Source organism: Alteromonas sp. ABH4_453 (genome assembly GCF_056160665.1).
In genome coordinates, this window is record NZ_JBSWXP010000008.1 from 109,358 (window position 1) to 122,257 (window position 12,900).

General features: G+C 41.1%; 13 protein-coding genes. 7 read left to right on the forward strand and 6 right to left on the reverse strand.

What is annotated here, in order from left to right; genetic code table 11:
- Window positions 1-20: 20 nt before the first annotated feature.
- Window positions 21-995 (reverse strand): HTH-type transcriptional regulator CysB, encoded by a 975-nt coding sequence (gene cysB, locus ACXAGV_RS16200; RefSeq protein WP_474874125.1) that lies wholly within the window; start codon window positions 993-995, stop codon window positions 21-23.
- A 208-nt stretch (window positions 996-1,203) separates the two neighbouring features.
- On the opposite strand from cysB, the gene ACXAGV_RS16205 reads away from it, so the two are divergent.
- A complete protein-coding gene (locus ACXAGV_RS16205; RefSeq protein WP_474874126.1) occupies window positions 1,204-1,908 on the forward strand; it encodes a sensor histidine kinase in 705 nt (234 codons plus the stop codon).
- A 94-nt stretch (window positions 1,909-2,002) separates the two neighbouring features.
- Window positions 2,003-2,761, forward strand: a complete 759-nt coding sequence (locus ACXAGV_RS16210; protein WP_474874127.1) for a hypothetical protein — start codon at window positions 2,003-2,005, stop codon at window positions 2,759-2,761.
- 37 nt (window positions 2,762-2,798) lie between these two features.
- Here the strand turns inward: ACXAGV_RS16210 and ACXAGV_RS16215 are convergent, their stop codons facing one another.
- Complete coding sequence (locus ACXAGV_RS16215) at window positions 2,799-3,683, reverse strand: LysR family transcriptional regulator (protein ID WP_474874128.1); 885 nt, start codon at window positions 3,681-3,683, stop codon at window positions 2,799-2,801.
- A 122-nt stretch (window positions 3,684-3,805) separates the two neighbouring features.
- Here ACXAGV_RS16215 and ACXAGV_RS16220 point away from each other — a divergent pair, with 122 nt between their 5' ends.
- The 4 genes from ACXAGV_RS16220 (at window position 3,806) to ACXAGV_RS16235 (ending at window position 7,504) form a co-directional block, all read left to right on the forward strand.
- Window positions 3,806-4,513 (forward strand): CoA transferase subunit A, encoded by a 708-nt coding sequence (locus ACXAGV_RS16220; RefSeq protein ID WP_474874129.1) that lies wholly within the window; start codon window positions 3,806-3,808, stop codon window positions 4,511-4,513.
- On the forward strand, window positions 4,513-5,166 hold the full coding sequence (locus tag ACXAGV_RS16225) for a CoA transferase subunit B (protein WP_474874130.1): 654 nt from the start codon (window positions 4,513-4,515) through the stop codon (window positions 5,164-5,166). Before ACXAGV_RS16220 ends, ACXAGV_RS16225 begins: the two co-directional genes overlap by 1 nt.
- A gap of 245 nt (window positions 5,167-5,411) precedes the next feature.
- Window positions 5,412-6,737, forward strand: a complete 1,326-nt coding sequence (locus ACXAGV_RS16230) for a DEAD/DEAH box helicase (RefSeq protein ID WP_474874131.1) — start codon at window positions 5,412-5,414, stop codon at window positions 6,735-6,737.
- Between the two features lie 233 nt (window positions 6,738-6,970).
- On the forward strand, window positions 6,971-7,504 hold the full coding sequence (locus tag ACXAGV_RS16235) for a hypothetical protein (RefSeq protein ID WP_474874132.1): 534 nt from the start codon (window positions 6,971-6,973) through the stop codon (window positions 7,502-7,504).
- A gap of 169 nt (window positions 7,505-7,673) precedes the next feature.
- Here the strand turns inward: ACXAGV_RS16235 and ACXAGV_RS16240 are convergent, their stop codons facing one another.
- The 4 genes from ACXAGV_RS16240 to ACXAGV_RS16255 all read right to left on the reverse strand — a co-directional run bounded on the left by ACXAGV_RS16240 (window position 7,674) and on the right by ACXAGV_RS16255 (window position 11,085).
- Window positions 7,674-8,867 carry an alpha/beta hydrolase-fold protein gene (locus tag ACXAGV_RS16240; RefSeq protein ID WP_474874133.1) on the reverse strand — a complete coding sequence of 398 codons (1,194 nt, stop codon included), beginning with the start codon at window positions 8,865-8,867 and terminating at the stop codon, window positions 7,674-7,676.
- Between the two features lie 242 nt (window positions 8,868-9,109).
- Window positions 9,110-9,352 (reverse strand): EF-hand domain-containing protein, encoded by a 243-nt coding sequence (locus tag ACXAGV_RS16245; protein WP_012518428.1) that lies wholly within the window; start codon window positions 9,350-9,352, stop codon window positions 9,110-9,112.
- 58 nt (window positions 9,353-9,410) lie between these two features.
- A complete protein-coding gene (gene trhO, locus ACXAGV_RS16250) occupies window positions 9,411-10,406 on the reverse strand; it encodes an oxygen-dependent tRNA uridine(34) hydroxylase TrhO (protein WP_474874134.1) in 996 nt (331 codons plus the stop codon).
- 112 nt (window positions 10,407-10,518) lie between these two features.
- Entirely contained in the window at window positions 10,519-11,085 is a 567-nt protein-coding gene (locus ACXAGV_RS16255) for a VC2046/SO_2500 family protein (protein ID WP_474874135.1), read from the reverse strand.
- Window positions 11,086-11,207: 122 nt separating this feature from the next.
- Between ACXAGV_RS16255 and ACXAGV_RS16260 the strand changes: the two genes are divergently transcribed.
- Window positions 11,208-12,848 (forward strand): response regulator, encoded by a 1,641-nt coding sequence (locus ACXAGV_RS16260; RefSeq protein WP_474874136.1) that lies wholly within the window; start codon window positions 11,208-11,210, stop codon window positions 12,846-12,848.
- Window positions 12,849-12,900: the final 52 nt, after the last annotated feature.

Sequence of the window (12,900 nt, forward strand, 5' to 3'; positions counted from 1 at the left end):
ATGCTCACAAGCTAAAAAATTTACTTCACCGGAAGCGTTACACCTTTAAACATCTTTTCAACTTCCTCATTGTTTTTCAACATCATGGCCTTCTCGACCTTATCCTTTGTTAAATGTGGCGCAAACCGCTCAATAAAGTCGTACATGTAGCTTCTTAAGAACGAGCCTTTTCTAAAGCCAATCTTGGTAGTGCTGTAATCGAACAAGTGACTCGCATCTATTTTTACCAAATCATCATCAAGCTCTTCACTGACTGCCATTGAGGCTATTACGCCAATACCTACTCCTAAGCGTACATAAGTTTTAATTACGTCGGCATCGGTAGCGGTGAATACAATCTTTGGCGTTAACCCAGCCCTTTCGAAGGCTTGGTCTAACTCAGATCGTCCTGTAAAACCGAAAACGTACGTAACTAATGGATACTTTGCGATATCAGAAATATCGATAGTGCTCTTTTTCGACAGCGGATGATCTTTGTTTACGATTACACTGCGATTCCAATGATAACAGGGAAGCATGACTAAATCGTTGTATAAGTGCAGTGCTTCTGTGGCAATAGCAAAATCAGCTTCGCCTTTAGCAGCTAAGTCGCTAATTTGCGATGGCGTACCTTGATGCATATGCAGTGAAACCTTGGGGTACTTGCTCATAAAACCCTGTATCACATCAGGTAATGCATAACGGGCTTGCGTATGGGTAGTAGCAATATTCAGTTTACCTTGGTCAGGAAGTGTGTGCTCTCTAGCCACGGCTTTAATACTTTCAACTTTCGCCAAGATTTCACGCGCAATATTAATTACGTCGTTGCCCGCATCCGTAACGTGTGTCAGGTGCTTGCCACTACGGCCAAAAATTTGAACGCCTAGCTCATCTTCTAACATTCGAACTTGTTTGCTAATACCAGGTTGAGAGGTATACAAGCTCTCTGCAGTTGCCGACACGTTCAAATTATTATTGAGGACTTCTACGATATACCGTAGTTGCTGTAGCTTCATATTTTACACCGTTTAAAGGAAAGACTGACTCTGTACTCCCACCGTTATAACCAAAACTACTGTTTTTTACTAGTTGCTATTACAAAATTAGCATTATAAAGTTGAATTTATTTATTTTTTTACAAATTTACGCGTAATTTTCCCTTCATTGTTCAATCTCTTCTACAGTATGTTTAGGTTGAAATAGTCGCACGGCGTTTAATAGTTAATGAGTAGCAGTAAACAAGTTACATCCACAATTGATTTTTCATCGGTACTAGCTGCAGCTGTACACGATATGAAAAACTCACTTTTTCTTTTAATTCAGTCTATTGAAACGCTAAGCGATACCCTCTCTCCGCAAGACACTAAAGCAAGAGAGCAAGTTGCCAGTGTTCATTATGAAGCGTCTAGGCTTAACACTAACCTTGTCCAAATCCTCTCTTTATACAGAGCAGAGCTAGAAAGTCTACCCATAACGGTTGACGAAAGTTTTCTAAAAGATTTAGTAGAAGACGTTATTGGCTCAAATGCGCTGTATGTCGCTCAAAAAAATATTGATATAGTCATTGATATTGAAGAAGACTTGAGCTGGTATTTGGACAGTGAGTTAATTTATTTACTTTTAAACGACGTCATTATAAACGCTATGCGCTATGGAACATCAAAAATACTTGTTTCAGCGAATGTCGACGATAATGATTTTATGACGTTAAAAATTGAAGATGATGGTAGTGGTTATCCAGACGAAATGCTATCCAAAAGCCACGAAGATTTGTGTGACTTTGAATTAAGCCAAGGCCGGACAGGTCTGGGGCTATTCTTTGCCAAACTTATTGCAAGTGCGCATTCGCAAGGCGATAGAAATGGCACTATTGCCCTATCAAATGGTGGATGTTTCGGTGGAAGTGTATTTGAAGTAAAAATACCGTAGTATTGTCAGATAAAAATAGATAATTCAGAAAGTAACGCTCGCGGTTAAGAAAAAACTGACGTTATAAGAAATAAAAACAGACGGAAACACACGCATGTACGTGATTATTATTATTTTAATTGTTGTCTTGCTTATTGCAGCTATTTTCATAAATGCAATACAACAACATCGACAAAAGCAAGAAGCGGAGCGACGTACTGAGCTTGCTAAACAACGCACCCTTGTCGATGAAACCGAAAACGTTATCGCTGCAAGTGTAAACATGCCGGTTTCTTCACGGATCATGGGCATCCTCCACAATCGTATCCTCAATGCGCTTAAAGCAATGAACGAGTTATCCAGCACTGCTGAACTGAAGCAAAGAATTTCTAGTAGCGAACAAGCAACTGCTGCGGCGCTCTCTGATAACTCTGGGGCAACAGCTGAATTTTCATTACCTGATAATGACAAAATGATTATTCAGTACATTCAAGCAGTTAAACGACTTCGAATTATCCTTCGATCTGAGCACAGCAAAGGCCAAATCGATTCAAAAGTGTTCATGGATGAAGATAAGCAGCTTGAACGCTTGCAGGTAAAGGTAAATGTAGAAACATTGATTAAGCGCGGCCGTGCTGCACTACAAACCAATATGCTTGGTTCTGCACGACAGTATTTCGAGAAGGCAAAAAATGCACTAGAAAATCAAAACCCTCAAGACGAATATTCTATGTCCAAGCTTGCCTCATTGAACGAGTGGTTACACGAAATCCAAAGTAACCTTAAGAGCGTGAACGAAAAAGATCGCGCCAAGAAGCAAGAAGAAGAAAGAGACGAATTAGACGAGCTTTTCGCGCCTAAGAAGAAGTGGTAGGCCGCCCCTTTTCTCAAAGACTTTACTGCGCATTATTTCACTCATAATGCGCTACGGCCATGTCCCACATAAATTGCGCCGGGAGCGATAGTCCTTTTCGCGCATTTCGAATTATTCCAATATTTTTCACAAGAGGCATGTCACTAATTTCTTTTGTCACTAACCCCAACCCTTCCATTTGCGCTTTACAAATCGCCGGCATAATAGATATACCTAAACCATTTTGAATAAGCTTTCCGAGAGTAGATAACTGCCCGGTTTCCGCGATTATATTTAGCTCGCCATATTGTGCTAGCTTTGATTGAGTCCAATGGCGTACCGCAGACCCCCTATTCATCATCACTAATGGCAGTTTTAGACAATCCTGCCAATGTAACTTGTCCCCGAAATGAGCTGATTGTGCTTGATTGGTCACAACAACGAACTCATCAGCAAAAAGGCTTTTAAACACTAAACCATCTTTGCGCTCTGGCTCAAACGAGAACCCAATTTCGCTACGACCGGTAGTAACTTCATGAATTACCTGTTCCATCACTACATCGACAATTCGTAAGTTTACGTTTGGAATGCGTTGATGAAATACGGACAAGATATGCGGTAAATGAGACTCGGCAAATGACGGCATAGCGCAAATGGTAAGTTGCCCTTTCGCCATAGCAAACAGATTCTGTATATCAGAAAACGTATTGTCCCAGTCGTGTAGAAGCCTCAAAGCATTAGGAAACAACACTTCTCCTTCTGGTGTTAGGCTTACATTGCGTGTATTGCGTTGAAATAACTTACCGCCTAACTGCTCTTCCATTTTTTTAATTGCCGATGACAAAGCTGGTTGTGTTAGGTGCAAATTTACCGCTGCTTCAGCAAAGGTTGATGACTTTGCCACTTCTACAAACGCTTTTATTTGACGGTATGAAACATCCATAAATTTTTTAAACAAGCCCATCTATTAATAAATATATTTTATTAATCGCAAGATTAATTCGATTTTACAAATGAAGCAACAATGTTGATACTTATTTTTAACAAACGTTTTGGAGATTAAAAATGGCGGGATTTAACAAAGTTGTTTCCTCGTACGAAGAAGCAATGGCTGGCCTTGAGAATGGGATGACAGTTATTGCAGGCGGTTTCGGATTGTGTGGTATACCCGAAGGACTGATAGGCCAAATTAAGAAAATAGGCGTATCTGGACTTACTGTAGTTTCTAATAACTGTGGTGTAGACGGATTTGGCTTGGGTCTTTTACTCGAAGACAAACAAATAGCAAAAATGGTGTCGTCTTATGTAGGTGAAAATGCCCTGTTTGAGAAACAACTGCTTAACGGTGAGTTGGAAGTTGAGCTTACCCCTCAAGGAACGCTAGCTGAAAAAATGCGCGCTGGTGGTGCTGGCATTCCTGCATTCTACACTGCCACAGGTTATGGTACGCCCGTTGGTGAAGGAAAAGAAGTTAAAGAATTCAATGGTCGCCCTTATATTCTTGAACATGCTATTACTGGCGACTTTGCCATTGTAAAAGCATGGAAAGCCGATACTTACGGAAACTGTATTTATCGCCACACAGCACAAAACTTTAATCCTATGGCCGCTACTGCAGGTAAAATCACTGTGGTAGAAGCAGAAGAAATTGTAGAGCCTGGTGAATTAAACCCAAGCGAAATACACACTCCAGGTATTTATGTAAACCGTGTTATTCAAGGTTCATTTGAAAAACGTATTGAACGCCGTGTAATTAGTAAGGAGTCAGTGTAATGCTTAGTAGAGACCAAATCGCAATGCGCGTCGCTCAGGAATTTAAAGATGGTGACTACGTAAATTTAGGCATAGGTATCCCTACCCTTGCAGCTAACTATGTGCCAGATGACATCAGTGTGATGCTGCAGTCAGAAAACGGTCTTTTAGGGATGGGACGTTACCCGACCGAGAATGAAATTGACGCTGATATGATTAACGCGGGTAAAGAAACGGTAACGGCTATCACGGGCGCGTCTATTTTTAGTAGCGCCGAGAGCTTCGCCATGATCCGCGGCGGTCACGTTGACTTTACTGTACTTGGCGCATTTGAGGTTGATGTGTCAGGTAATATTGCATCTTGGATGATACCGGGCAAATTAGTTAAAGGCATGGGCGGTGCTATGGACTTAGTTGCTGGCGCGAAGAACATAATCGTTACCATGACCCATACCGACAAACACGGTAACCCAAAACTACTTAGCGAATGTACCTTACCGTTAACCGGTGTAAACTGTATTACGCGCATTATTACCGACTTAGCAGTACTGAGTGTTGAAGACGGCGCATTTTTGCTTCAAGAACGCGCACCAGGCGTCAGCGTTGACGAAATTAAAGAGAAAACGGGCGGAAAGCTTGTTGTTCCTGAAAACGTACCTGAAATGCAGTTTTAAGCTCAGCGTTTAATTGTGCATCGTATGGTCGCGCTTATCATTTAATATTTTTGCTTTTGTGGTAAGCGCGCGCCATTGGGTTAACTCACATTTTTACTTTAACGTTATATTCTTCGTTTAGTAACTATTGTTACAAGTGCCCATCTTCAGTATGCAAACTTATAAGCCTTTCCAATAAACCTTTAAATGCACCGTGCATTAAGGGATAATGCGACTGAATGTTATTTTAAAAAGGCTATACCTTCTTGCTAGTTACTGATTTACCTGTTCACCACAAAATTATTTCAAAGCTCGAAACGAAAAACATTTCGACGCTAACCGAAATTCAAGAACGCACTATGCTGCCTGCTATTCAGGGCAAAGATATTATTGCGTCATCAAAAACGGGGTCAGGTAAAACCTTCGCCTTTTTAGTGCCCGCTATAAACAGGCTAATGTCGCAAAAAGCCCTTAGTCGTCAAGACCCACGCGCACTTATTCTTGCGCCAACGCGAGAACTAGCTAAACAAGTTTTCATTGAAGCAAAATCAATGTGTACTGGGTTAAATCTTACTTGTTCACTTATTGTGGGTGGTGAAAATTATAACGACCAAGTTAAAGCACTTCGCCGTAACCCTCATATTATCGTTGGTACAGCTGGTCGTGTAGCTGATCACTTGTTAGATAAAAGTGTGTATTTAAACGGTTTAGAGCTGCTTATCTTTGATGAAGCCGACCGTATGTTAGATTTAGGTTTCTCTGCTCAGCTTAAAATGATTAACGACTATGCCGACCACAGAAAGCGTCAAACTATGCTGTTTTCTGCCACGCTCGATAATATTGAGCTTAAGCATATGACAACGCAGTTGACCAAAGGCGCTGTTCGCGTAGCTGTAGGAGACTCAACTGCAGAGCATGGCGATATCGAACAGAAGTGCTTCTTTGCAGACAATGTTGATAACAAAGATCAAATTTTACAATCTGAGCTAGTAAATCGTACCTACAACCAAGCTATCGTATTTACAGCTACCCGTGAAGATACCGATAGAATTGCGGCACTGCTTAACGAACAGAACTTAGAAGCTATTGCGCTTCGTGGTGATATGCTACAAAGCCAACGCGCAGCAGTAATGAGTGCGTTTGCTCGTGGACAGCACAGTATCTTAGTTACTACTGACCTCGCATCTCGTGGTCTCGACCTTTCAAAAGTTGGTTTAGTTGTAAACTTCGACCTTCCTAAAAACGCAGATGAGTATATTCACCGCATAGGCCGTACAGGTCGAGCAGGCCAAAAAGGCGAAGCATTCTCGTTGATTGGCCCACGCGATTGGAACAGCTTTGAAGGGCTTAAGAATCACCTTCAATATGCTTTAGAATGTTCTGCACACGACGAATTCGCTGCCTCGTTCAAAGGGTTTAAACCTAAGAAAAAAGTGTCGAAGCAATCAAATGCGAAAAATGGCAAAAAGCGCGTAGCGAAACCAGCTAAACCTGGCACTAAAAAGCGTGTCGATACCATGTCTGGAGAAGATATAGGTATGGTTCCTGTTAAGCGTAAACCGAGGCAGTCACTCTCCAATGAGGACGAGTGAATATAAGCTCAATCATTAACATCGGTTCCATCGCTAATCACATTTTTCGTTGCTTAGCGGTGGACAACAGCCCCATCGTTTTTAAGCACAAATTCTTACACTCTTTAGCTGTAATCACATCCCAACACATGCTGTAATTTGCATGTAAGTCATAGAAGTGTCTTACGGCGTCAATAGTTTCCCTAAGTATTTTGAAGCTCTTTAGGCTTTTGTAGAAAACGGATTTTACAAACATGAAAGCACTCAAGCTAGTACCAATATTGCTCGTCACTGTATTACTTGTTGTCGTATTTTTTTATGAAAAAATAATAGCCAGTGTATTATTGCCTCAATACATCGAATGGGCGTATGAAACTGACCAGAAAGGTCTTAAAGCTGGTATTCCATTAAACGAAAAAGAAAGATTACTCGCATCAAAGATAGGCATAAAACACCCCGAAAAGGTAAGAATAGTATACGTTGATGAAGTGCCCTACCCCTACGATAACCTTGCTTTGAAAGTATTCGGTGAAGCAGTTGGGCTAATTGGAGAAGGTATCATTAATAACGCACAGGTCTTTGGTTATTCAATTTATGCGCGTAAAGACTTTGTACTTAATAGACCCAAGCTAGCCCACGAATTAGTGCATGTGTTACAAATTGAACGCGCCAGTTTAGATAAAGTTGTCACCCAACACTTCTTCGACATGGCTGAATATGGTTACGACAAAGCCCCCTTAGAAGTCGAAGCGGCAAAGGCTAATAAGTTATACGGTGCTGATTGGTAGCCTTAACAAGATAGCTTACTTTTCTTATTTTCTTTAGATTTCTCTTTGGTTTAGTCTCAAAGTTCTGCTAAAAACAAGGAATGAATATTCAGATAACGCGGAATCGTCCCTCCCAAATCGCATGTTAGTTCATTCTTCGCATAAGTCGCCCAATTCTTAGTAAGTACTCTTAGAATAAATTTAACTTTTTCTGAATTAATTGTTCGCGCTCTTTTTCACTTAAGTCTTCTCTAGCTAGCAGAATATTTAAATGTTTAAGCGCGTCTTGTTTTCTACCGACTTTCAACAGAGCATCAACTAAATGAAACCTTGAACGATAAGTTGTTGGTTCTCGTTTGATGTTGTAGTTGAAATACTTTATAGCTTCTTCGGGGTTGTCTAAAAACGCGAGTTGACCAAGCCCTTCATCGAACACCTGCCACTCTTTGGGCTCAATTTTATACCCGTATAACGTTGACAGTTTACTAAAATGCTCGAGAAAACTCTCATACCCTTCAACAGATGCTTTATATGGTACTGACCATTGCGGGTATAAACCTCTAAGTGCGCCGATAACACCATAGATTTGTGTGACCTGATGAGGTTGGTCAAGCAGGTATTCAAAGTTGTAGCGCATATTAGGTATGTTTGACTTCGCGAATTCACTTTCTATCTTTTTAATGCTGCTAAGCATCAGAACCCCTTCAGGCGAATCGGATTCTGGGTTCCCCTCATTGCCGATATTCATGTAGAGATAATTTTTGTGTGTGGGATTATCCTTTATGAACTGAATAATGTCTGAAGCTGTTTTACCGTCGTTCCAAAATATGGAAGGGCTACTGGAAAAGTGTGCTTGAAACAGATAGGGCTTTTTATGGAAACTGTGCGCCACGAGCAAACCGCCGTAAGAATGACCTGATACAATCCTAAATTTCTCTGTTCTAAATTGCCGTTCTATAAATGGAATTACGTCTTGTTCAAAGAACAATAAATACTTATCTGCCCCACCACTATTCTCGGCATAATCTTTATCTTGTGACGGTGTGAAATCTCGTTCTCTGTTTCCTGTAGCAATACCGACAATAATCATTTGAGGCGCATTATTGTATCCATTAAGAGGTTCTAGTATGCCTGATACAAGTGGTAGGCCTACAGGGGCGTCTAACATGTAAAGCACTGGGTAGCGATAGTTTTGACTAAACTCACTTTCATATTTAAACGGCAGTTGCACATAGATATCAACCGTTTCGTTTAACACAGAAGATGAAATTGAAAAACTTTTAATAGGTAGATGCCGCTCGACTGCATTATCTTTAAATGACTCTGATTCCACGCAAAATGATAGCGTGATAAGCAATGAAAAAGTGCAGAGGTACTTAAGCATGTGACATCCGTATTTAAATAAAACTTCCTTAATTTGCGCTTAACATTAAAGCAATGCTTGTACAGTGTCTAGGTAGGCAAATGGTTTGAAAACCGAAAACCCTTGAGTTAAAGCCATAAAAAAACGGGTGCTTTACAAAGCACCCGTTTTGACGACTTCTTTTTGCGTAGCTACAAGCCTTTGAGACACACTCAATAGAGCGTACACAAAACTTAGTGATGATATGGTTTTCTAAGTAGAACTTAGTATTCCCACCATCCTTCTTGCCACCACTCCAAAAACTCTTCAAAGTCGATGTAACCATCGTCGTTACTGTCGATAAGCTTAAAGCCTTCCTGTACGTGGCTAGCTTTCGTTTTTGGTGAAATAACGGTTAGAAGTTCGATGAACTCCGGCAAATCGATTTGGCCGTTGCCATCACGATCGAAAAAGCTGAAGTCCTTTCTAATTTCTTCAATTTTAGATTCTGAAAGTTGAGTGCTCACTCGCATTCCTTATTTCAACTGCAATAAACACGAGTTTAACGCCCTTCTTTCTGACTGTCTACGCCTGATTTTCTTTTGCTTTAAGTGCGCGTAAACGTTGAGCTTCTGCTTTTTCCTTACGCTTTTGTTCCATAGTTAAACGCGCTTCGGTACCTACGTGCTCTTGTTGACGTTCTTTCGCTAGCTGAACTTGCTTTTCACGTTCTCTAAAGCGTGCAATTTGGTCGTCGGTATGCGTGCCGTAGCAATGAGGGCAGCTTACCCCTGGCTCATATTTACCGCTTTGTTTGTCTTCTTCAGTAATAGGAAGTCGACACGCGTAGCACTGTTCGTAATGACTCTTTTCAAGGTCGTGGTTTACCGCAACGCGATTATCAAAAACAAAGCAGTCGCCTTCCCACATAGACTCTTCTTTTGGCACATCTTCAAGATACTGTAAAATGCCGCCCTCTAAGTGATAAACCTCTTCAAACCCCTGCTCTTTCAAATACGCAGTCGACTTCTCACAGCGAATGCCACCGGTACAGAACATGGCTACTTTTTTGTTTTTTGACGGATCGAGCTCTTTTTCTACGTACTCTGGGAATTCGCGAAACGTGTCGGTTTTAGGGTCAATGGCGTTCTTGAACGTACCAATTTCTATTTCATAGCCGTTTCGGGTGTCAATTACCGTTACATCTGGGTCGCTTATTAGTGAATTCCAATCTTTAGGCTTAACGTAAGTGCCTACGGTTTGGCGAGGGTCAATACCTTCAACGCCCATTGTCACGATTTCTTTTTTAAGTTTCACCTTAGTGCGGTAGAACGGCTGTTCGTCGTGAAGTGATTCTTTGTAAGAGATAGGATTGATACGTTCATCGCTATTCAGGTAAGCGAGCAATGCGTCGATACCTTCGCGAGTACCTGAAACAGTACCGTTAATCCCTTCGTGGGCAAGAAGAAGTGTACCTTTAATGCCATTAGCTTCCATTGCATCTAGAAGCGGTTGGCGGATTTCTTTGAAGTTTTCAAGCGCAACAAATTTATACATTGCGCATACAATATATTTAGACATATTTTAACCTTTGCTGATTGGAGCGTAAGACCAGTGCAAAAATGCGGCGCGCAATATAACAAAAACAAGCAGTAAAAACTAGGCCGGATCACCTAAGAAGCTATTAGGTGTACTAAGCAATGTTCTGAAAGGACGATGAATTTGCTTGAGCCTGTTTGTTACTGCCGTTATTCGTAGCTCGGCCTTCGTCTTGTGCCGAGAGAATATCGTAAAGTAGTGTATTATCTTCTTTTAGGGTATTCGCATACCGTTTTTTTAGTCGCTTCTGCGCAGATAGACTACAGTTTTGTACGACGTCATCAGGTAGTCGTTTTGCGTCATCGGTTTGCGCGAGTGGTAATGGTTTCATGTGAAGGAACAGTCGCGCGTTCTCGAAATCTTTAGATGCTAAACTTGAATATACCTGCATATTCTCCCACTCGCTTTCATTAGCCGATAATGATGGCCGCTTGTAATGATTAAGCGACGTGAGTTGCGCATCTATGCTGGTATTTGTTTCCTTGTTATATGCTACCGTTTCAATTTCGAAAGGCTCAGCAACACTGTGCTGTTGCATGGCAAGATATAAAGAGAATAAAGCCCCATCAGACGACGCTCTAGCTAGTACACCGCTTCGCTCCCAGTAAATACTGGGGTCGATTGTTGCTTGCTCATTCGCTGGGGTTATAGGTGATGACATTCGTATAAAACGGTTTGTATATATACGTATGTTTTCGGCAAGATAATGTTTTTCTTAAGCTTATTTTTAAAAGTTAGATATACTTATTAAAAGTAAATGCTGCGCTCATTCACGGATTTGAAATGCAATTTAGCAACAAACAAGTATTGATTGTTGAAGATCAACGCCCTTTCCTACTACTTTTGAAAGGGTTAATGCATTCGATGGGGGCATCCGATGTAGTCACTAAATCTTCCGCTGAACAAGCTGTATCACTGTGCAAAAAGCATAAGTTCGATATTGTCATCTGTGACTTACATTTGGGTGCAGAGAATAAGAATGGCTATGAACTTATTGAAGAACTGCGTACTCGCAGGCTTATAAGCCCCACATCTGTTTTCATTCTTATCAGCGCTGATAGCGCGCGGCCTGTGGTATTAGGCAGTATAGAGCGGCGCCCCGATGACTTTCTGATAAAACCCTTCTCACAAGTACAACTAAAATCTCGCATTATTCGAGCTTGGCAGAAAAGACAATTCCTTCAGCATGCATTCAATTTAATTGAGCAAGGTGAGATTAATAGCGCGATAGACCAGATTGAAACGCTTTTAGAAAACCCGCGTCATTACAAAGGGCACTGCGAGCAGCTTTTAGTGGAACTCTATTGGCGAATATCACAGCCTGAGAAAGCACTTGATGTTCTGCGTGATTATATAGATGGAAAACCAGTTTTATGGGCGCAAGTTGCCATTGGAAAGTCTTATGTTCTTCTTAATGAATATGAAAAAGCGATATCGGTTGCCAAGAAAATATTGAAGCGCAACAGGTTCAATGCAGACGCTCATGATATGCTTGCACAGGCGCATCAGGCTTTGGAAGCTGGTGAAAAGGCATTAGAAGCGATAAAAGAGGCCATAAAGCTGTCTCCCTTTTCATTACCTCGACATTTTAAAGCCTGCGAAATTGGTCGTCAGAATGACGATTTGATATTAGCCGCTACGTCAAGCCAGGCTATTTGGGACTTGTCTAAACGCACTGTCAATAAGAAAAGCTTACACTGGTGCGGCATTATTCGAAGTTTACTCGATGTTGCTGAGTTTGCAGAAGATAAAAAGCAGCGCAACAAATATCAACAAGAAGCCTTGCTCACTCTCCAGCGAGGTAAGTTTGATGAACATTTACAAAAAATAGACAGAGAGTTCGATGTTGATATTTTTGGCAATATTGTAAATGCCAGAATAAGTGCGATAGACGGTAAATTAATCGACGCTAAACGTCATTTAAATACATCTCAAACACTACTAGACGATAAATATACCGAGGTTCCCACTGCTTTTATTCCCGATAGCATTAATGTTATGTACAAGCTGGGAGAATATGACGACGCGCTGCAGCTAGACTCTCTACTGTCATCCAGAGGTAACGAACTCGATCAAAATAGCGTGAGCATGCTAGAGGCACAGGCTAAAAACGCGCAGAAAAATCTAGCTAGTTACCAACAGTTTAACCGCGAGGGTATTCAACACTACCAACAGCAAGACTACGAACGAGCAAAAGCTTCGTTTGCCCTTGCTCAGGGTTTCGCCCCCGTTAATACAGGCGTTGCACTAAATCTGCTTCAATGCCTTCTTCAGATAGCCATACAAGAAGATAAGGCGGAAATTAAATTAATAAACGAATGTAAGCGTTTATTTAAGCTTATTGATGACATGACACTCAAAGCGCCGTACAAAGAAAAGTACGAAAACATTAGAGATGAACTTTCTAAGTATATTGGCTTTTGATAGCCAAGAGGCATATTAGTTTTTATAAAGCAAACCCACCTTTTCTATCGCT